At 43.7% G+C, this 20,440-nt stretch carries 17 protein-coding genes and 2 pseudogenes; 15 read left to right on the forward strand and 4 right to left on the reverse strand.

All coding sequences use genetic code 11. From position 1 onward, the window contains the following. Window positions 1–3,714, forward strand: a complete 3,714-nt coding sequence (gene rpoC / locus LI015_RS25220; protein ID WP_227126594.1) for a DNA-directed RNA polymerase subunit beta' — start codon at window positions 1–3, stop codon at window positions 3,712–3,714. 303 nt (window positions 3,715–4,017) lie between these two features. On the opposite strand, the pseudogene LI015_RS25225 reads toward rpoC, so the two are convergent. Further along, a pseudogene (locus tag LI015_RS25225) lies at window positions 4,018–4,367 on the reverse strand (helix-turn-helix domain-containing protein). 188 nt (window positions 4,368–4,555) lie between these two features. Between LI015_RS25225 and LI015_RS25230 the strand changes: the two are divergent. The 5 genes from LI015_RS25230 (at window position 4,556) to tuf (ending at window position 10,593) form a co-directional block, all read left to right on the forward strand. Beyond that, window positions 4,556–5,764 (forward strand): DUF401 family protein, encoded by a 1,209-nt coding sequence (locus LI015_RS25230; protein WP_002570242.1) that lies wholly within the window; start codon window positions 4,556–4,558, stop codon window positions 5,762–5,764. 157 nt (window positions 5,765–5,921) lie between these two features. Beyond that, window positions 5,922–6,341 (forward strand): 30S ribosomal protein S12, encoded by a 420-nt coding sequence (rpsL, locus tag LI015_RS25235; RefSeq protein WP_002568228.1) that lies wholly within the window; start codon window positions 5,922–5,924, stop codon window positions 6,339–6,341. A gap of 303 nt (window positions 6,342–6,644) precedes the next feature. Next, window positions 6,645–7,115, forward strand: a complete 471-nt coding sequence (gene rpsG, locus LI015_RS25240) for a 30S ribosomal protein S7 (protein ID WP_002568226.1) — start codon at window positions 6,645–6,647, stop codon at window positions 7,113–7,115. Between the two features lie 48 nt (window positions 7,116–7,163). Continuing rightward, complete coding sequence (gene fusA / locus LI015_RS25245) at window positions 7,164–9,281, forward strand: elongation factor G (RefSeq protein WP_002568225.1); 2,118 nt, start codon at window positions 7,164–7,166, stop codon at window positions 9,279–9,281. A gap of 118 nt (window positions 9,282–9,399) precedes the next feature. After that, window positions 9,400–10,593 carry an elongation factor Tu gene (gene tuf / locus LI015_RS25250; protein WP_227126596.1) on the forward strand — a complete coding sequence of 398 codons (1,194 nt, stop codon included), beginning with the start codon at window positions 9,400–9,402 and terminating at the stop codon, window positions 10,591–10,593. Between the two features lie 257 nt (window positions 10,594–10,850). On the opposite strand, the gene LI015_RS25255 is transcribed toward tuf, so the two are convergent. After that, the gene (locus tag LI015_RS25255; RefSeq protein ID WP_008790928.1) at window positions 10,851–11,333 is read right to left on the reverse strand and encodes a helix-turn-helix domain-containing protein; all 483 of its coding nucleotides are present in this window, start codon (window positions 11,331–11,333) and stop codon (window positions 10,851–10,853) included. Between the two features lie 232 nt (window positions 11,334–11,565). Here LI015_RS25255 and LI015_RS25260 point away from each other — a divergent pair, with 232 nt between their 5' ends. From LI015_RS25260 to LI015_RS25290, 7 genes are all read left to right on the forward strand, one after another. Then, on the forward strand, window positions 11,566–11,760 hold the full coding sequence (locus LI015_RS25260) for a hypothetical protein (protein ID WP_008373537.1): 195 nt from the start codon (window positions 11,566–11,568) through the stop codon (window positions 11,758–11,760). 11 nt (window positions 11,761–11,771) lie between these two features. After that, window positions 11,772–12,863, forward strand: coding sequence for a site-specific integrase (locus LI015_RS25265; RefSeq protein ID WP_004850597.1), 1,092 nt, complete (start codon window positions 11,772–11,774; stop codon window positions 12,861–12,863). Window positions 12,864–13,032: 169 nt separating this feature from the next. Beyond that, window positions 13,033–14,115 (forward strand): AAA family ATPase, encoded by a 1,083-nt coding sequence (locus tag LI015_RS25270; RefSeq protein WP_055152729.1) that lies wholly within the window; start codon window positions 13,033–13,035, stop codon window positions 14,113–14,115. Window positions 14,116–14,182: 67 nt separating this feature from the next. Then, window positions 14,183–14,422, forward strand: a complete 240-nt coding sequence (locus LI015_RS25275; protein ID WP_008793133.1) for a hypothetical protein — start codon at window positions 14,183–14,185, stop codon at window positions 14,420–14,422. A 174-nt stretch (window positions 14,423–14,596) separates the two neighbouring features. Continuing rightward, window positions 14,597–14,824 carry a DUF5348 domain-containing protein gene (locus LI015_RS25280; protein WP_008373546.1) on the forward strand — a complete coding sequence of 76 codons (228 nt, stop codon included), beginning with the start codon at window positions 14,597–14,599 and terminating at the stop codon, window positions 14,822–14,824. 201 nt (window positions 14,825–15,025) lie between these two features. Further along, on the forward strand, window positions 15,026–16,441 hold the full coding sequence (locus tag LI015_RS25285) for a plasmid recombination protein (protein WP_015541741.1): 1,416 nt from the start codon (window positions 15,026–15,028) through the stop codon (window positions 16,439–16,441). A gap of 4 nt (window positions 16,442–16,445) precedes the next feature. Then, window positions 16,446–16,922 (forward strand): TnpV protein, encoded by a 477-nt coding sequence (locus LI015_RS25290; protein ID WP_008793036.1) that lies wholly within the window; start codon window positions 16,446–16,448, stop codon window positions 16,920–16,922. Between the two features lie 464 nt (window positions 16,923–17,386). Here the strand turns inward: LI015_RS25290 and rlmN are convergent, their stop codons facing one another. Continuing rightward, complete coding sequence (gene rlmN / locus LI015_RS25295) at window positions 17,387–18,376, reverse strand: 23S rRNA (adenine(2503)-C(2))-methyltransferase RlmN (protein ID WP_002569187.1); 990 nt, start codon at window positions 18,374–18,376, stop codon at window positions 17,387–17,389. Between the two features lie 23 nt (window positions 18,377–18,399). Next, window positions 18,400–18,579, reverse strand: coding sequence for a cysteine-rich KTR domain-containing protein (locus LI015_RS25300; protein ID WP_002588768.1), 180 nt, complete (start codon window positions 18,577–18,579; stop codon window positions 18,400–18,402). Between the two features lie 385 nt (window positions 18,580–18,964). On the opposite strand from LI015_RS25300, the pseudogene LI015_RS25305 reads away from it, so the two are divergent. Next, a pseudogene (locus LI015_RS25305) lies at window positions 18,965–19,180 on the forward strand (helix-turn-helix domain-containing protein); the annotation flags it as partial. Window positions 19,181–19,212: 32 nt separating this feature from the next. Beyond that, window positions 19,213–20,097 (forward strand): XRE family transcriptional regulator, encoded by an 885-nt coding sequence (locus LI015_RS25310; protein WP_226799365.1) that lies wholly within the window; start codon window positions 19,213–19,215, stop codon window positions 20,095–20,097. Window positions 20,098–20,440: the final 343 nt, after the last annotated feature.

A 20,440-nucleotide genomic window follows, 5' to 3' on the forward strand; every position in this document is an offset into this window, starting at 1 on the left:
ATGCTCATGCCAGAAACTAATGAAACTTATCATCCAATGACATTTGATGCCATTAAGATTGGTCTGGCCTCCCCTGATAAGATTCTGGAGTGGTCCCATGGCGAGGTGAAGAAGCCGGAGACCATCAACTACAGGACACTTAAGCCCGAGAAGGACGGTCTGTTCTGTGAGAGAATCTTCGGGCCTAGTAAGGACTGGGAGTGTCATTGCGGTAAATATAAAAAGATTCGTTATAAAGGTGTTATCTGCGACCGCTGCGGCGTAGAAGTGACAAAGGCAAGTGTCCGTAGAGAGCGTATGGGCCACATCAAGCTGGCTGCTCCCGTATCCCATATATGGTATTTTAAGGGAATTCCCAGCCGTATGGGTCTGATTCTGGACATCTCCCCCAGGACGCTGGAGAAGGTGCTGTACTTTGCATCCTATATTGTTCTGGATCCGGGTTCCACCAGCCTGCAGTATAAGCAGGTCCTGTCTGAGAAGGAGTACAGGGAGGAAGTGGAGAAGTACGGCGGCACCGGCGGTTTCCGCGTGGGAATGGGCGCTGAGGCCATCCAGGAGCTGCTGAGGGCCATTAATCTGGAAAAGGATTCCGCAGACCTCAGAAGGGCGCTGGCGGATTCCACTGGACAGAAGCGCGCCAGAATTATCAAGAGGCTGGAGGTAGTGGAGGCATTCCTTACCTCAGGCAACCGTCCTGAGTGGATGATTATGGATGTGATTCCTGTTATCCCCCCGGATATCCGTCCCATGGTACAGCTGGACGGCGGACGTTTCGCCACCTCTGATTTAAATGACTTATACAGAAGAATCATCAACAGGAACAACCGTCTGGCAAGACTGCTGGAGCTGGGCGCTCCTGACATCATTGTCCGCAACGAAAAGCGTATGCTTCAGGAGGCAGTGGATGCCCTGATTGACAACGGACGCCGCGGCAGGCCTGTGACCGGCCCGGGCAACAGAGCCCTTAAGTCCCTTTCCGATATGTTAAAGGGTAAGCAGGGACGTTTCCGTCAGAACCTGCTTGGAAAGCGTGTGGACTATTCCGGACGTTCCGTTATCGTGGTTGGACCTGAACTTAAGATATATCAGTGCGGTCTTCCTAAGGAAATGGCCATTGAGCTGTTTAAGCCCTTTGTTATGAAGGAGTTGGTTTCCAACGGAACCGCCCACAATATAAAGAATGCCAAGAAGATGGTAGAGAGACTGCAGCCGGAGGTATGGGATGTGCTGGAGGATGTTATCAAAGAGCATCCTGTTATGCTGAACCGTGCCCCTACCCTGCACAGACTGGGTATCCAGGCCTTTGAGCCTATCCTGGTAGAGGGTAAGGCCATCAAGCTGCATCCTCTGGTGTGCACGGCCTTCAACGCTGACTTCGACGGTGACCAGATGGCTGTCCATCTGCCGCTGTCCGTAGAGGCCCAGGCAGAGTGCCGTTTCCTGCTTTTAAGCCCTAACAACCTGTTAAAGCCTTCTGACGGCGGTCCTGTGGCTGTTCCTTCCCAGGATATGGTGCTTGGTATCTATTACCTGACCCAGGAGCGTCCGGGAGCAAAGGGCGAGGGAATGGTATTTAAGAGCGTCAACGAGGCGATCCTGGCATATGAGAACCAGGAGGCAACTCTTCATTCACGGGTTAAGGTAAGGGTCAGCAAGGCCATGTCCGACGGCACGGTGAAGACAGGAACCATTGACTCCACTATCGGACGTTTCATTTTCAATGAAATCATTCCTCAGGATCTGGGATTTGTGGACAGAAGCATTCCGGAGAACGAGCTGAAGCTGGAAGTGGATTTCCACGTTGCCAAAAAGCAGTTAAAGCAGATTCTTGAGAAGGTCATTAACGTACACGGCGCAACCCAGACAGCCGTTACCCTGGATGATATCAAGGCCATTGGTTATAAATATTCCACCAGGGCGGCCATGACCGTTTCTATTTCCGATATGACCGTGCCTGAGAGCAAACCCAAGCTGATTGAGGAAGCACAGGCAACTGTGGACCGCATTGCGAAAAACTACCGCCGCGGACTTATCACTGAGGAAGAGCGCTACAAAGAGGTTATCGAGACATGGAAGACCACCGATGATCAGCTGACACATGACCTGCTGACCGGCCTGGATAAGTACAACAACATCTACATGATGGCTGACTCCGGAGCCCGTGGTTCTGATAAGCAGATCAAGCAGCTGGCAGGTATGCGAGGACTGATGGCGGATACCACCGGTCATACCATTGAGCTTCCTATCAAATCCAACTTCCGTGAGGGACTGGACGTATTGGAGTACTTTATCTCAGCTCATGGAGCGCGTAAAGGTCTGTCCGATACGGCTCTGCGTACGGCTGACTCAGGTTACCTGACCAGACGTCTGGTAGACGTATCACAGGATTTGATTATCCGTGAAGTGGACTGCTGCGAGGGCAGGGATATCCCATTTATGGAAATCAAGGCCTTTATGGATGGAAATGAAGTCATCGAGGACCTGGAAGAGAGAATCACAGGACGCTATATCGCTGAGACCATCACTGACCCGGATACAGGAGAGGTTGTGGTTAAGGCTAACCATATGTGTACACCGAAGCGCGCCGCAGCTGTTATGAAGGTGCTGAATAAGACAGGACGCAAGTCTGTGAAGATTCGTACCGTCCTCAGCTGTAAGTCCCATATCGGTGTGTGCGCCAAGTGTTACGGCGCCAACATGGCAACAGGCCAGCCTGTACAGGTGGGCGAGGCTGTCGGTATCATCGCGGCACAGTCCATCGGTGAGCCTGGTACACAGCTTACCATGCGTACGTTCCATACGGGCGGCGTGGCCGGCGGCGACATCACACAGGGTCTTCCCCGTGTGGAGGAGCTTTTTGAGGCCCGTAAGCCAAAGGGTCTTGCCATCATTACCGAGTTTGGCGGCGTGGTGCAGATTAAGGATACCAAGAAGAAGCGCGAGATTACGGTAACCGACAATGAGACCGGCAATGCCAAGACCTATCTGATTCCTTACGGTTCCAGAATCAAGGTACTGGACGGCCAGGTGCTGGAAGCCGGCGATGAGCTGACAGAAGGCAGCATCAACCCCCACGATATCCTGAAAATCAAGGGGGTCCGTGCGGTGCAGGATTACATGCTCCAGGAAGTACAGCGTGTATACCGCCTCCAGGGTGTGGAAATCAACGATAAGCATATTGAGATGATTGTTCACCAGATGCTTAAGAAAATCAAGATCGAGGAGAGCGGCGACAGCGATGTGCTGCCGGGCGTATCCATGGATGTTCTGGATTACAACGAGATGAACGAGGCTCTGATTGCCGACGGCAAGAAGCCCGCAGAAGGCAGACAGGTCATGCTGGGTATCACCAAGGCATCCCTGGCAACAGATTCCTTCTTGTCAGCCGCATCCTTCCAGGAGACCACCAAGGTCCTGACCGAGGCAGCCATCAACGGCAAGGTTGACCATCTGATTGGCCTGAAGGAGAACGTTATCATCGGTAAGCCGATTCCGGCAGGTACCGGCATGAAGCGTTACCGCAAGGTGAAGCTGGACACAGACGATTTGATTTCAGATGAAATCCTGCTGTCTGATGACGATGAACTGGTGCTTTCTTCCGAGGATGAGAGCAGCAGCGGACTCACAGAGGACAATGTTGCAGAGGAAGTTCTGGGAATGGACGATATGGCTGATGTGGATGAAGAGGACGATGCAGTAGAGGAAGAATAGACCGAGACCATAGAAACGATAGAGACCATATAGTAATCATGCTCCGGGAAGGAACAGCGTATGTTTCTTCCCGGAGTTTTTTTGCGGATGGACATGGGGCGTATATGATACGTACATGATACGTACATGGGACGGTAAGATAAAAGGCACGTGAAAAGATCAAGTTAGTCCGAGCCGGTTCAGGTATGTAATCATAGAGGAACGGTACCGGAGAAAAATGGTACCAGAGAAAAATGATACCAGAGAAAAATGATATAAATATATATATTGATAAGGCCAGAGCTTCGCGCCCCGGCCTTTTTTTCATTGCAGATGCTGCTTCAGCGCCTTGATAACATCCATGACAAAGATACATTCCTTTTCTGTCAATTTATGCAATGTCTCCCTTAATTCATCTGTGTATTCACCCGTATATTCACCGGTATACGCACCAGGCTTTTTATGATCGCGGCAGGTATTCCACTTTCTGCCTGCCAGATTATCCAGGGAAATGTTAAGGACATCGGCAATATGGCATTGCCGGTGGTAGGACTTTTCCTGCTGTTTATATATTCGGACATGAGAGAGGTCTGTATGTCTGCCATGCGGCACAAATCTGCCAGCTTCATATTTTTTTCTAATAGTAACAGCTTTAAATTCTCGTTGAATCCCATGTTCATACCTCCAGAAAGATATTAACATTTGTGCGTGAAAGCGACAATCTTTTATTGACAAACTAACGAAAGCTACATAGGGGGCGGCCAGAAGAAAAATGAATCTGAAAAATAAGTAGCAGTCAAGGCAGCTGCCATGGTAGGATTATATCATGGCAGCTGTAATAATGTGTATGGGAGAATAAGAAATGAATATATTAATAATGAAGCTCTGTTTCGTGTTCGTTGTAATCATTGCCATCCTGTGGATGAAGCGTCCTTTGTTCTGGGCCATTTCAGGCGGACTGGCGGCGGCCCTGGTTCTGTACGGTATCCGTGTACCTGACGCCCTTTCCATCATGGGAAGGTCCATGGTCAGCAAGGATACGGTTACAGTGGTCCTGAGCTTTTACTTTATCACCTTCCTCCAGCGTATGCTGGAACGCAGGAACCGCTTAAAGCAGGCAGAACAGTCCTTAAACTGGCTGTTTAACAACCGCAGGGTAAATGCGTCCGCGGCACCTGCGGTCATCGGCCTGCTTCCCTCGGCGGGTGCCATGACCATATGCGCGGAGATTGTCAGGTCATCATGCCAGGATTATCTGAGCAATGAGGACATGACCTGTGTCACCAGTTTTTACCGCCATATACCGGAGAGCTTTCTGCCCACCTATTCCTCCATATTGATAGCGCTGGCTGTGTCTGGCGTGGGAGCAGGGGAATTCGTACTTGCCATGCTGCCGCTGGTGGCTGCTCTGTTCTTTATCGGGCACATGTTCTATCTCAGAAAGGTACCCAGGTCCACGGGACAGAAGACGGAGGAAGGCAGGAAAAAGGCGGCGGTTATGCTGTTTAAGAGTCTGTGGTCCATCATATTGATTGTAGTGCTGATTATTGCCTTTGACATACCGGTTTATGTGGCGACACCGATGGCAGCCGTCCTCAATATTTTTGTGGACCATCTGAAGCCATGGGAGATAAAGCCTATGTTCAGGACTGCGTTTGAGCCAATCATCATTTTTAATACTATATTAATTATGATGTTTAAGGACATTATTACCTATACGGGGGTCATCCATGAACTGCCTGTATTTTTCGGAGGTCTGCCCATTCCCCTTCCCATGGTATTTGCCCTGATATTTTTCTTCGGCACCATTATCAGCGGTTCCAACGCCATCATACCGCTGTGCATGCCCATGGCCATGGCGGCCATGCCGGACGCAGGCGTTCCCCTGCTGGTACTGCTCATGAGTTCTGCCTATGCAGCCATGCAGGTATCCCCTACCCATGTATGCCTGTTCATTGCCGCAGAATGCTTTAAAGTGGATATCGGCGCCCTGGTAAGGAGAAACATTCCCATGATTCTGGTGTTTTTTGCAGTTACGCTGGCATATACAGCTCTTTTGGGCGTGTTTTAAGCCCGTTGGTGCCGGAAATTGCGAAAAAATAAAGAAATTCCTTGACAGAATTTTTTTGCGTGTATATAATGATATGGCGTGCTGAAACACGTAATGTTTTCGTGCGCAAAAAGCTGATATACAGCAACCGCAGACAATATCACAGGAGGTGAAAAGAATGCCAACATTTAACCAGTTAGTGAGAAAGGGAAGACAGACCAGCGTTAAGAAGTCTACTGCACCTGCTCTGCAGAGGGGTTACAACTCCTTACAGAAGAAGGCTACAGAGGTTTCTGCTCCACAGAAGCGTGGTGTGTGTACAGCTGTTAAGACAGCTACCCCTAAGAAGCCTAACTCAGCACTCAGAAAGATTGCCAGAGTACGTCTTTCCAATGGCATCGAAGTTACAAGCTACATTCCAGGAGAAGGTCACAACCTTCAGGAGCATAGTGTTGTACTGATCCGTGGAGGAAGAGTAAAGGATCTTCCAGGTACCAGATATCATATCGTAAGAGGTACACTGGATACAGCAGGTGTTGCAAACAGAAGGCAGGCCCGTTCCAAATACGGCGCTAAGAGGCCAAAAGAGAAGAAATAATTTAGTTAGACCGCAGATTTGATTTGTAGGAATTGTGCCGGAATGATGATATTGACCTGTAGGTTGCAGGATTATATATTGTAGTACCGTGCATGAACGTGTGGAAGGTGCAGAGGAAAAACAGCAGCAGGCACCATGCTCAGTGCCGCGTTTAAAGACGCGCCCGCTTCGCAGGTGTGCTTGATTGCTAAGCTCGTGAGAGACCTCGCTATGCACTCAAAGCACGAGTACCTATGATCTAATGAAACGCTGTAAGGGATCTGCAGCGCAGGTCTTTACAGTTCTATTAAGGAGGGAAGTAACGTGCCACGTAAAGGACATACTCAGAAAAGAGACGTTCTGGCAGACCCAATCTACAATAACAAGGTTGTTACCAAGCTGATTAACAACATTATGTTAGATGGTAAGAAGGGTGTTGCGCAGAAAATTGTATACGGCGCATTTGACCGTGTTGCAGAGACAACCGGCAAGGACGCTATGGAAGTTTTTGAAGAAGCAATGAACAACATCATGCCTGTTCTGGAAGTTAAGGCAAAACGTATCGGTGGAGCTACCTACCAGGTACCTATCGAGGTTAGGCCTGAGAGGAGACAGACTCTGGCTCTTCGCTGGATTACCCTCTACTCCCGCAAGAGAGGCGAGAAGACCCAGAAGGACAGACTGGCAAATGAAATCATGGATGCTGCCAACAACACAGGTGCATCTGTAAAGAAGAAAGAAGACATGCACAAGATGGCAGAGGCAAACAAGGCATTTTCACATTTCCGCTTCTAATCTTTGGAATGTGTTTAACCTGTTTGATTATTTAAGGAGGAAAATCCCTTGGCTGGAAGAGAATATCCATTGGAGAGAACCAGGAATATCGGAATCATGGCCCATATCGATGCTGGTAAAACCACAACGACTGAGCGTATTCTGTATTACACTGGTGTAAACTATAAAATTGGCGATACCCATGAAGGTACTGCTACCATGGACTGGATGGCTCAGGAGCAGGAGAGAGGTATCACCATTACTTCCGCTGCAACCACTTGTCACTGGACCCTGCAGGAAAACTGCAAGCCGAAGCCAGGTGCATTAGAGCATCGTATCAACATCATTGATACTCCAGGACACGTTGACTTCACTGTTGAGGTTGAGCGTTCCCTGCGTGTACTGGACGGCGCTGTAGGCGTGTTCTGTGCAAAGGGCGGTGTAGAGCCACAGTCTGAGAACGTTTGGCGTCAGGCAGACACCTACAACGTACCTCGTATGGCCTTCATCAACAAGATGGACATTCTGGGTGCGAATTTCTACGGCGCAGTAGACCAGATTAAGACCAGACTTGGCAAGAATGCAATCTGCATTCAGCTGCCAATCGGCAAGGAAGATGATTTCAAAGGAATCATTGACCTGTTTGAAATGAAAGCCTACATCTATAATGATGATAAGGGCGACGATATATCCATCATTGATATCCCTGAGGATATGCAGGATGATGCCGAGTTATACCGTTCCGAGTTAGTAGAGAAAATCTGCGAGCTGGATGACGATTTAATGATGACATATCTGGAGGGCGAGGAGCCCAGCAATGATGACCTTAAGAAAGCCTTAAGGAAAGCTACCTGCGAGTGTGCCGCTATTCCGGTATGCTGCGGTACTGCTTACAGAAATAAAGGCGTTCAGAAGTTACTGGATGCAGTTATTGAATTTATGCCTTCACCGTTAGACATCCCTTCCATTAAGGGTACTGACCTGGACGGCAACGAGGTTGAGCGTCATTCCTCTGATGATGAGCCGTTTGCTGCTCTTGCATTCAAAATCATGACCGACCCATTTGTGGGTAAGCTGGCATTCTTCCGCGTGTATTCAGGAAGCCTGAACTCCGGTTCTTACGTACTGAACGCAACCAAGGGCAAGAAGGAGCGTGTTGGACGTATTCTTCAGATGCATGCCAACAAGAGAAACGAGCTGGATAGGGTTTACTCCGGCGATATCGCAGCTGCAGTTGGATTTAAGGTGACTTCCACCGGCGATACCATCTGTGACGAGAAGAATCCGGTTATCCTGGAGTCCATGGAATTCCCAGAGCCGGTTATTGATATCGCTATCGAGCCAAAGACCAAAGCAAGCCAGGATAAGATGGGCGATGCGCTGGTTAAGCTGGCTGAGGAGGATCCGACCTTCCGTGTGCGTACCGATGAAGAGACTGGCCAGACCATTATCTCCGGTATGGGCGAGCTCCATCTGGACATCATTGTTGACCGTCTGCTCCGTGAGTTCAACGTTGAGGCAAACGTAGGCGCGCCTCAGGTTGCTTACAAGGAGACATTTACCAAGGCTGTTGATGTTGACAGCAAGTATGCGAAGCAGTCCGGTGGACGTGGACAGTACGGTCACTGTAAGGTTCACTTTACACCAATGGAAGCAAACGCAGAAGAGACCTTCAAGTTCACTTCTTCCGTTGTGGGCGGTGCTATTCCGAAGGAATACATCCCTGCTGTAGGCGAGGGTATTGAAGAGGCATGCAAGACCGGTATCCTTGGCGGATTCCCAGTACTGGGCGTTCACGCTGATGTATACGACGGTTCTTACCATGAGGTTGACTCCTCTGAGATGGCATTCCACATTGCCGGTTCCATGGCATTCAAGGAAGCTATGCACAAGGGCAACCCAATCCTGCTTGAGCCTATCATGAAGGTGGAAGTAACCATGCCGGAAGACTACATGGGTGATGTTATCGGTGATATCAACTCACGCCGTGGACGTATCGAGGGTATGGAAGACATTGGAGGCGGCAAGATGGTCCGCGCATACGTTCCGCTGTCAGAAATGTTCGGTTATTCTACGGATCTTCGTTCCAGAACACAGGGACGCGGAAACTATTCCATGTTCTTTGACAAGTATGAACCAGTTCCGAAGAATGTACAGGAAAAAGTACTTTCCGACCATAAGAAATAAGATAGATTCTTGATAAAAGGCTTGTAAACTAAAGGAAAATAGAATATAATGGTTGATAGCCTGACATTAACTATAATAGCCCATTATACAGGGCGCAAATTAAGGAGGACGTTATAAAATGGCTAAAGCTAAGTTTGAAAGAAACAAACCTCATTGTAACATTGGTACCATCGGACACGTTGACCATGGTAAAACAACTTTAACCGCAGCAATCACAAAGACTCTTCATGAGAGATTAGGTACCGGCGAGGCTGTTGCTTTCGAGAATATCGATAAGGCTCCAGAAGAGAGAGAGCGTGGAATCACTATCTCTACTGCACACGTTGAGTATGAGACAGAGAACAGACACTACGCACACGTTGACTGCCCAGGACATGCTGACTACGTAAAGAACATGATCACTGGTGCTGCTCAGATGGACGGCGCTATCCTGGTTGTAGCTGCTACTGATGGTGTTATGGCTCAGACAAGAGAGCACATCCTGCTGTCCCGTCAGGTAGGCGTTCCTTATATCGTTGTATTTATGAATAAGTGCGACATGGTTGATGATCCAGAGCTGCTTGAATTAGTAGAAATGGAAATCAGAGACCTGCTGAATGAATATGAGTTCCCAGGCGATGACACTCCTGTAGTTCAGGGTTCTGCTCTGAAGGCTCTGGAAGATCCTAAGAGCGAGTGGGGCGACAAGATTCTTGAGCTCATGAAGGCTGTTGACGAGTGGGTACCAGACCCAGTTCGTGAAACAGACAAGCCATTCCTGATGCCTGTAGAGGACGTATTTACCATTACCGGCCGTGGTACTGTTGCTACCGGTAGAGTAGAGCGTGGTACTCTGCACCTGAATGACGAAGTTGAAATCATCGGTATCCATGAGGATGTTCGTAAGAGCGTTGTTACTGGTATCGAGATGTTCCGTAAGCTGCTTGACGAGGCTCAGGCTGGCGACAACATCGGCGCTCTGCTGCGTGGCGTTCAGAGAACTGAAATCGAAAGAGGACAGTGTCTGTGCAAGCCAGGTTCTGTTAAGTGCCACAACAAGTTTACCGCTCAGGTTTACGTTCTGACAAAGGACGAGGGCGGCCGTCATACTCCTTTCTTCAACAACTATCGTCCACAGTTCTACTTCAGAACAACTGACGTTACTGGCGTTTGCGATCTGCCAGCGGGTGTTGAGATGTGTATGCCTGGCGATAACGTAGAGATGACCGTAGAGCTGATTCATCCAGTAGCTATGGAGCAGGGTCTTCGTTTCGCTATCCGTGAAGGTGGACGTACTGTAGGATCAGGACGTGTTGCTACAATCATCGAGTAATCACTGACTAATATATATTGAGTACCGCAAGGTACATTGTGTCCAAACGTAAGATACCCCGGAACCGTAAGGTTTCCGGGGTTTTTCTGTACTCTAAGAAAAGAATTATTCGTAAATTTATCAGGTTAGTAATAGTGAAACATTTATCAGCAAGATGAAATACAGATAAATTTATAATTAAAAAATAAGACCAGCGGTGCCAAAACGGTGCCAAAAAGAAACTCCTGCGAATGTTTGCTATTCACAGGAGTATTTTTTTACCAGCCTTTGATCTGTTTGATTTGTTCAGCACGTTCTGGATCACGATGATATTGTAATTTCAGACGGATAGTTTCCACAACTTCCTGTCTGGATTCATCATCAAGCTGATAGAACGATGTAAGCAGATTATCTACATCAGGCATACTGTTCTTACCGAAAAGGTACATCAGCGGATACATAGAATTTTTTAAGTAAGTCTTTACACGACTTGCGTCTAATGCTCCGTTCAAACCGTCTGGAAGTGTAGGATAAATCTCTTCTTCCTTAATTGTGCCAGAAAATGGACTGGCAGAACATATCTCATTCACATCAATTTGCAATTCATTCGCAAGTCTTAATGCAAAATCAAATCGAATATTGGAATCTTTTTGAATAATTGAATATAAGGTTGTAGCACTGATTCCGGTTGCCTTTGCAATTTTGCGGACATTTGTGCCTTTTTCATCAAGATATTTCTTTAAATTTTTACCGTCACCCATAGAATCCTCCTTTTTCATATATTAGAAAATTACGAAAAACATAAATCTATAAAATATCATAACACAGACGTGGAATAAAATAAAGAAAAAATAGTGTACGAAGTTCGTAAAAATGTGTTTACGAAATATTGACAACGATAGAAATACATGATATTATCAATTTACGAAAATCGTACAGATATAGAAATACAGTAAACGTATTCTATATCTGGAGAGGAAAGGAGGAGGCAATATGGCAAGTTACAATTATATGATGAGTGCTGATGAAGTGGCACAGGAATTAAACTGCTCAAAATCTCATGCCTATAAACTGGTGAAAGCTATGAATAAAGAATTATCTGCACAGGGATATATTACGATGGCTGGAAGAATACCAAAGGCGTTTTGGGCAAAAAAGATGTATGGCTATGAAATAGCAGAAAATTAGGGAGGATCAATATGGCTTACAGAGAAAAAGACACAAAAAAATGGACAGCCCAGTGGTTTGAGACAAATGTCATGGGTGAGAAGAAAAAACGCAGAAAGCGTGGATTTGAAACAAAGCGAGAAGCATTGGAGTTTGAACGAAGCAAAAAGTTGAGCAATGAGCGAAGTATGGATATGAAGCTGAGCGATTTTATTGAGATTTATTTTTCAGACAAACAAAATGATCTGAAAGATCGAACAATCAAAAATAAAAGATATATGATGCAACAGCATATCGTTCCATACTTCGGAAATCAGATGATGAGTGAAATCAAGGCTTCACAGATTATTCAGTGGCAGAATGAAATTCAGAAAAAAGGCTATTCAGATTCTTATCTGAGAATGATTCAGAATCAGTTGACCAGTCTGTTTACACATGCAGCTAAAATCTATGACTTGCCGGTTAATCCATGCAAGAAAGTGAAACGAATGGGAAATTCAGATTCAAGAAGTTTGAACTTCTGGACACTGGACGAGTACAAACAGTTTATACAGACAATGGAGCCGGGAACAAGATATTATCTTATGTTTGAGATGCTGTTCTGGACTGGATGCAGGATCGGGGAGCTGCTTGCGATTACAAAAGCTGATATCAATTTTGAAAAGAATCAGCTTAGTATCAATAAGACTTATTACCGGACAGGAATGCAGGATATTATCACAGAACCGAAAACAAAACAGTCCTTTCGGACAATCGAAATTCCGGAATTTCTGAAAGAGGAAATTAAGGAATTTGTAGATGGTCATTACGGAATGCCGGATACAGAAAGATTATTTCCGGTTGTTCAGGAAGCGGTACAGCATAAGATGAAACGGCAGATTGAGCTGGCAGGAGTGAAGAAAATTCGAGTGCATGATATCAGGCACAGCCATGTGGCTTATCTTATTGAGAAAGGTGTGGAACCGTTATTGATTCGGGACAGATTAGGTCATAAAGATATTCGTATCACATTGAACACTTATGGACATCTTTATCCAAATCAGCAGAGAAAGATTGCAAATCTTCTGGATAATGAAAATGGAAATGCTGTTACCGGATTGGGAGAAGAAAGAGATGAATGTTGAAAAGGCAAAAGAAAAAGCCCAGATAAATAATCTGAGCAAGTTCTCTGATAATCAGATTCACTGATATACCATCTTGGCAGATTCAGTATATCACGAATCGGGAAATACGACAATTCCCGAATATCTGTTCATCAGAGACTTGCCCGGAAGGGCAGGAGGAGATGATGGAATGAATATGAATGAAAAAAATAAAATTGAGAATTGTAGAATAGAACCAAAACTGAAACTGATCAATATGGATTCAGTAGAGGTGGAACAGGTAGAATGGCTGCTTTATCCGTTTATTCCTTATGGAAAAGTGACCATTATACAGGGAGATCCAGGAGAAGGCAAGACAACGATGGTACTTCAGATTATTGCAAAACTGACCAGAGGAGAGCCGATTCTTCCTGTTACTGATAAAACGAAAACAAAAGAAAAACGAAGTGATGAAGTCGATAGTGAGAATGAAGATTTAGATGCTGAAGATAATATGCAGGAACAGTCTTCTGTGTCACCTGTAAATGTAATCTATCAGACAGCAGAAGATGGACTTGGAGATACTATCAAACCCAGATTACTTGCTGCAGGTGCAGATTGTTCAAAGGTGCTGGTGATTGATGACAGTGACCAGCCACTGACAATGGCAGATGTCAGATTGGAAGAAGCAATCGTGCAGACAAAAGCAAAAATGGTTGTTCTTGATCCGATACAGGGCTTTCTGGGAGCGGACGTAGATATGCACAGGGCAAATGAGATCAGACCACTGATGAAGCGTATCGCAGTGCTGTCAGAAAAATATCACTGTGCAGTTATTTTAATCGGTCATATGAACAAAAACAGCAACGGCAAATCTTCTTATCGAGGACTTGGCTCCATTGATTTTCAGGCTGCTGCAAGAAGTGTTCTGATTGTCGGGCGAGTGAAAGATGAACCGGAAGTAAGAGTGGTATGTCATACGAAGAGTTCTCTTGCACCGGAAGGAACGTCCATTGCATTCAGACTGGATAAGAATAATGGGTTTGAATGGATTGGAGAATATGATATCAGTGCCGATGAACTTCTTAATGGAGACGGAAGAGGACAGAAAAGTCGGAAAGCAAAAGAATTTCTCCTTGAGATACTGGCAAATGGAGGAATGACTCAGAAGAAAATTGCAGAAGAAGCAGAAGCCAGAGGAATCAAAAGTAAAACGCTATGGAACGCCAAACGGGAACTTGAAATTGATTCCGTAAAACGTGGAAAGCAATGGTATTGGATGTTGCCAGAATAAAAATGGAAGATGGCAAGATTACCATTTCTTAAGAAGAGGGGATCTTGCTACCTTGAAAGGAGAATAGATGCAAAATAAAAGTGTACAGATTCCATACGAGTTATTCTTTCAGCTCTTGCAATATTTTTTGATGGATAACTACGATGGTGAAGAAATAATACGGTTGGGATTGGAGAAAAAACTGGATGCAATGGTGAATCGTGAAGTATACAGCAAATCCAAAACAGCACCAACGGAAGAAGAAAGAGAAAAGTTCCGGAAGGAATATCTGGACAGACGGGGAATACCGGAGAACTTTCGATGGTAAAGGTTCTTTCTGAACACTTTATTACAGGAGCGTGTCACGCACCTGTAGATAGCAGACAAGGAGAATGTTGGTAAGGTGTAGTCGGGAGTTGACTGGCGTAGAAGAGAATTTTCAAAAGGGAGCCCTGATTCAGGGCGCCCCTGCGGAAACGGTAGATGAAAGGAGATTGGCACAATGAGAGAAGGAAGATTAGGATATAACAGTTATAACAAAAGATATGGATTATTATCATCAGATCTATGGATTGATACAGGATTTCACTGTGGAGAATGCCTGGAAGTGTTGCTTGATGATGAATGGGTTCAGACCAGAATGGAAATGAATCCTGCAAGAGAATGGTATCTTGTAGGGACACCGTATTGTGGTGATTTGGAATATATTCGGGCAAGGATACCGGAGTAAAGGTCTCTGTACCCCCGGAGGGCGCAAGGGTACTTTTGATGGACGGTACGGCTGTCGAAAGTGCTTTTGCGTTACTTTTGACAAAAGTAACAAAACCGCCGTATCCGGCGAATATTTCTTTTTATACTATAGCTGGCAAAGATACAAATTTATGTGCCATGTCTGGCACTGGTTTTAGAAAGCGGGGTGAGGAATATGACGATGAAACGAACAATCAGTGGTATGATCGGGACAGGGTCTCTGGCTCATAACAGACGAGATTTTATAGCAGAAAATGTTGATCCAGACAGAGTGCAATTAAATATTTGTTACCGGAATGAGAATCTGAAAGAAGTCTATAAAGAGCTGTTTGATGAAGCTGTAGAACGGTATAATGTCGGGAAAAGAAAAGATCGGCAGATTACAAATTATTATGAAAAGATTCGCCAAGGAAAACAGGAAAAGTTGTTCCATGAAGTGATTTTCCAGATTGGAAACCGAGAAGATATGGCTGTTGGAACAGAAGCAGGAGATCTGGCTGTAAACGTACTGGATGAGTATGTAAAAGATTTCCAGAAACGGAATCCGACACTTCGGGTATTTAGTTGCTATCTGCATCAGGATGAGGCTACTCCACATCTCCATATTGATTTTATTCCTTATGTGACGGACTGGAAAGGAAAAGGAATGGATACCAGAGTTTCACTGAAACAGGCATTAAAAAGTCTTGGATTTCAAGGTGGAAATAAGCATGATACGGAACTGAATCAGTGGATAAATCATGAAAAAGAAGTTCTGGCAGAGACTGCAAAGCAGTATGGAATTGAATGGGAACAGAAAGGTACTCATGAGGAACATCTGGATGTCTATAACTTCAAGAAAAAAGAACGGAAAAAGGAAGTACAGGAATTGGAGCAGGAGAAAGAGCATCTAACTGCTGAAAAAGAAGAATTAACAGCACAAATTGCAGAATCCAGAGCAGATATCCAGAATTTAAAAGACGATAAGGAACAGGCAATCAAGGCGAAGCAAGAAGCAGAACAAAAGGCAGGGAGCGCAGAAAAAGAACTAAAAAGCCTGGAAGATCGCAGAGAACAGCTACAACCGATTATGGATAGTGTGAGCAAAGAAATCAAAGAATATGGAACGGTTAAAATGTTACTGCCGGAGGCGGGCACGCTAGAACGGGCAGTAACCTATCGAGATAAAAAAATTAAACCACTGTTTCTTCAAATAAAGAATAAGGTTGCTGTAATGGCGGCTCAGGTTAAAGAACTTACGAAAGAGGTGGAAGGTTGGAAGAGAAAATATCAAAAGGTGAAACAAAAATATAATGCTATTCAGAGAGAACTGGATGATATACGTAAAGATAATCAGAAATTGTCAGAAGAAAAAGATATATTACAAGGTGTTTCTGATAGGTATGATCGTGTTGTGCGTGTTCTTGGAATAGAAACTGTAGATACAGCAGTACAGCAGGATATTCAAAACGAGAAAGTCCTGGAAGAAAAGCGACGGATGGAACAAATGCCGAAGGGAAATATTCATGAAAGATTGGCATGGGGAATGAAAAAAAGCGAGATGGAGAATCAGCAGCGTAAGAAAACTAAATCAAAAAACAGAGAAATGGAGAGATAAGATTATGGAAACACACATTTATGATGAAAAGAACGGATTAAGCTATACTTTGCATGGAGATTATTATTTGCCGGATTTGGTATTGAATGAAGAAGAACCGATATATGGGAAATATGGAATGCTGAGGAAACAGTTTCTGAAGGAACACAGATTAGCAAAATATCAATATTTGTTGTTGACTGGAAAGCTGACGGAACACCTGAATCAAATTGATCAGGAGAGCAGAGAGCAGGTGGAAATGCTTATGGAACAGATGGCAGAAAAACAGGGCGTAACTGAAGAATTAAAGGTACAGAATCGGACGAAGTGGGTTAGACTGATGAATAATATAAAAGCTAGTGCAGAAGAAATGGTGTTGAAACTTCTGAAAAGCACATTGTTTGTAAAACTCCCTGCTATTAGGTTCCACATTCTCACCTCCTTTCTCGTTGGAAAGTTGGTGGTGCTTCCCCCTTTTCGCGGGGCAATACGGCGTTTTTGAAAAACGCCGAAGATTTTTTGAAATTTTTTCAAAAAATTTTTTGAGCAGCAAAATACGCCTGTCCGAAAAGCCCGGACAGGCGTATAGGTATTGTAAGCAGTATTTAGATGATTAGACAGTTCATAGTCAAGGGTAGAGAGGTTCCCGGCGGTGGTCGGGCTTTTTTTGATATGTCAATGACCGTCGGATTTTGTCGATAGGGTATGTGCTTCATGGCGGCTACCTCCTTTAGCCGCCGCTTTTAACAGTGATACCGCGTCATTTCATTAGAAGATAAAAAGAAACGGCGGCTTTGATTTTTCAAAGCTGCTGCGGAAATCAAAGAACGACAAGCAACAGTTCTGATTTTGCTCCAATATGGTTATTAGGGGCACAAATTAAAATCAAAAAAGAGCCGATAACAGCAGTATTTCAAACTGCATATTATCGGCTCTGCGTCTGTGCGTCTGGCTCTTTTAATTAAATTATTTCTGTTGTTTTTTGGCTTTATTATATGTATTAGCTAACTGTCCACAAGCTGCTTTAATCTCTCTACCATGAGAAACTCTCATGGTAACTTCAAGTCCTGTTTGCTCTAATTGATGTTTGAACGCAACCATTTCTTGTTTTTGTGGTGCTCTAATTTTTGAATTACTCGTCGGGTTGTATTGCAGCACGTTAATCATAACATTTTTGCCCTTAAACCATTTTGCAAGTTGCCTTATATCTGAGGAACGGTCATTTATACCTGGTAAAAGCAAATACGCAAATACCACTTTTCGATTATGCCTTTGAGAATAGGACAATGCTTGCTTAACAACATCTTCAATAGCGTACATGTGCATATGAGGAATGATACAGTTTCTCGCAGCCTGTGTTGCTGCATGTAAAGATATTGTCAACTGAATTTTTAGATGTTCTTCGCGCAATTTTTTTAATTGATTAACTGGACCAACTGTTGATACGGTAATGCCGTCGGTTGGAAAGTTAAGTCCATTTCTATCTCGAAGAATATGGATTGCTGCAATCAAGTTGTCGTAATTGAATAAAGGTTCTCCCATTCCCATAAAAACGATACGATTTACTTTTTGACGTATCAATACAACCTGCTGCACAATTTCAGACGGTGTTAGATTACGAACAAAACCATTGCGTCCGGACTCACAAAAAATACAGCCAACAGAACAACCAACTTGCGTACTTACGCAAACAGTCCCACCATCTCGCCGTTTAATAAAAACCGTTTCAATATACCTGTTATCTTTCAATTCATAAACATACTTTTCAGTATCGCTACTTTTATAGACTTTTTTTGTTGATATTGATAGATTTTCTTTGTGAAATGGCTGTTTATACAATTCCGTATATAAGGCTCTTGCTTTATCCTCTCCAATTACTTCCGACATTTCTTTGTAAGTAAATCCGTATGGGTCATTCAATATTTCCGTAGGTGTACTTTTAGGTAAGTGTTTCATTTAAATATCCTTCCTTTTCAAAATTAAAAAGTTTGTTTTTCAGAGTTTTTGATTATGATTTCTAGTTTTTCAACATCAACGATATGCGTTAATTTACATTTAGGGCAGAAAAGAGGAAAATTTCTTAATACCGTATTATAAAATACTTGAACCCTCGTCTTTCCGTTACAAATTGGACATTTTATCCAATATTTTTCAAGCATAATATTTCTCCTTTTGCGCAAAAAAATGCAGGTCAATTCTCAACATGAGCATTGACCTGCATTTATACATATAATACTACAACAAAATTAAGGCATAGTTTTTATACTATGTCTATACGTCGTTAGTTTTGTTGTATAGCATACGCAAAATAAGCATGACAAAAAAGCCCATATTGAAAATGGGAAAAATCTTTTTTGATTTCAATGCTTATCGAATACGCATGCTATGTAACATAAACATTCCCCCCCCTTTTATATAATATTATATACAAAAGCAGCTTGTTGTCAACATATATATATATGAATTATTTTGGCTAACTGATAGAACTATGTAGACATATCCAAGAAGAAAGGGGAACAGTAAAATGTAAGAGGGTGAATAACTATGGCAAAAAGACCAGTACCAAAATACGACTTCAAGGCTTTTGGGGCAGCGATAAAGGCAGCGCGTGAAGGACGCAAGGAAAGCCGCAAGAAAGTAGGCGACGAAATGTTTATCTCGCCGCGCTACCTTGCGAACATTGAGAACAAGGGGCAGCACCCAAGTTTACAGATATTCTTTGAGCTGATACAGCGTTACCATATATCCGTATCTCATTACTTCCAGCTTTGGCACGACTATTGAAAATTGATATGAATGAATTGTTTTCGTTTCATGAAGAATTGACAGAAAAAGAGATTGGACAATTTGTGAATGAACTTTCGGAAGTTTCATTGGACAGCTTTACAGAGGCTTTCGAGATGGCATCTCGTAAAATACAGGAGTATCCTCATTGCGACTTATTAATATATACGATCGCAACCGTTCTGAACGGATCTTTGACTTTGTCAGATCTTAATGACGAAGAACGAATGGAATATAATACAGCTATTATTGAGTGGCTGGAACGAACAGCAGATAGTCAGGATGAAAGAGTGAGAAATTCAAGCGTTTTTATACTTGCAACAAAATATGTCCAAATGGAGAAATATGAAGAAGCAAATGCCCTTTTGAAAAAAATTCCTGATACTGTAATTGATGCAACGATTATGAAAACAAGTGTATTAGCACATCAGGAAGGAACAGATACTGCTGCATTATTCTTAGAAGGGAAATTGCTACAGGCAGTTATCAATATCCAAAGCTACTTGTATAAGTTAATAGAAATGGAAGAAGAGACAGGAAATCATGATAAAGCAGAGAAAATTGCTGAGATTACAGATCACATGATATCATTGTTTGGACTATGGAATTATGGCAACACAGTTCCATATCTGCTGATTGCTGGATATCGAAAAGATGTAGAAAAATGTATCCAGTTAATTAAGCGATTATTAAGTGAATCACAGAAGCCTTGGAATATGACACAATCCCCTTTGTATTACAGGTATGAAGATACTGCACAGGGAAAAGCTTTTTCGGGACTTGGAAAAAATTTTGTTCGTGAATTGTATTCGGAAATTGAAAATAAGAAAGAGTATGAATTCTTGAGGGGGAATAAGGAACTCGAATCAATTTTTGAGGAACACTTGAAATAGGTTGTAAAAATGTATGGAAATAGATGTAGTTGAGAAAGAAGAAAATTTTTGACATTTCCACAGATGCGTGCTAATATGATTATAGAAAAAGAGTGCTACCGATAGACGGTTAGTCCACATACTTATTGATTACAAAAATAACCGTTCAGTTTGCAGGCTGGGGCGGTTATTTTTGTGGTTTATGATTATCTTTGCCTAATGTATATCCGATACTAAAGCAGGTTAAGCCGAAGCTCACTACTGCTATGAAGTCCACAATACTCATTGGCTTAGCCCTCCTTTCCACTGGAATAATCTCTCGGAATCTCTAAGCCAGTAAATATAAGGCTTTCAGATTCCTTTT

It is taken from the genome of Enterocloster sp. 210928-DFI.2.20 (assembly GCF_020554465.1).
GTDB lineage: Bacteria > Bacillota > Clostridia > Lachnospirales > Lachnospiraceae > Enterocloster > Enterocloster bolteae.

Bases quoted from the DNA above. Each gene is read 5' to 3' on its own strand.
- LI015_RS25230 (WP_002570242.1), top strand. From the start codon at position 4,556: ATGAATATATTAATAATGAAGCTCTGTTTCGTGTTCGTTGTAATCATT.
- LI015_RS25310 (WP_226799365.1), top strand. From the start codon at position 19,213: ATGAATGAATTGTTTTCGTTTCATGAAGAATTGACAGAAAAAGAGATT.
- LI015_RS25255 (WP_008790928.1), bottom strand. From the start codon at position 11,333: ATGGGTGACGGTAAAAATTTAAAGAAATATCTTGATGAAAAAGGCACA.
- LI015_RS25280 (WP_008373546.1), top strand. From the start codon at position 14,597: ATGAGAGAAGGAAGATTAGGATATAACAGTTATAACAAAAGATATGGA.
- LI015_RS25300 (WP_002588768.1), bottom strand. From the start codon at position 18,579: ATGCTTGAAAAATATTGGATAAAATGTCCAATTTGTAACGGAAAGACG.
- tuf (WP_227126596.1), top strand. From the start codon at position 9,400: ATGGCTAAAGCTAAGTTTGAAAGAAACAAACCTCATTGTAACATTGGT.
- LI015_RS25265 (WP_004850597.1), top strand. From the start codon at position 11,772: ATGGCTTACAGAGAAAAAGACACAAAAAAATGGACAGCCCAGTGGTTT.
- LI015_RS25270 (WP_055152729.1), top strand. From the start codon at position 13,033: ATGAATATGAATGAAAAAAATAAAATTGAGAATTGTAGAATAGAACCA.
- rpsL (WP_002568228.1), top strand. From the start codon at position 5,922: ATGCCAACATTTAACCAGTTAGTGAGAAAGGGAAGACAGACCAGCGTT.
- LI015_RS25260 (WP_008373537.1), top strand. From the start codon at position 11,566: ATGGCAAGTTACAATTATATGATGAGTGCTGATGAAGTGGCACAGGAA.
- rpoC (WP_227126594.1), top strand. From the start codon at position 1: ATGCTCATGCCAGAAACTAATGAAACTTATCATCCAATGACATTTGAT.
- LI015_RS25290 (WP_008793036.1), top strand. From the start codon at position 16,446: ATGGAAACACACATTTATGATGAAAAGAACGGATTAAGCTATACTTTG.
- rlmN (WP_002569187.1), bottom strand. From the start codon at position 18,376: ATGAAACACTTACCTAAAAGTACACCTACGGAAATATTGAATGACCCA.
- LI015_RS25285 (WP_015541741.1), top strand. From the start codon at position 15,026: ATGAAACGAACAATCAGTGGTATGATCGGGACAGGGTCTCTGGCTCAT.
- LI015_RS25275 (WP_008793133.1), top strand. From the start codon at position 14,183: ATGCAAAATAAAAGTGTACAGATTCCATACGAGTTATTCTTTCAGCTC.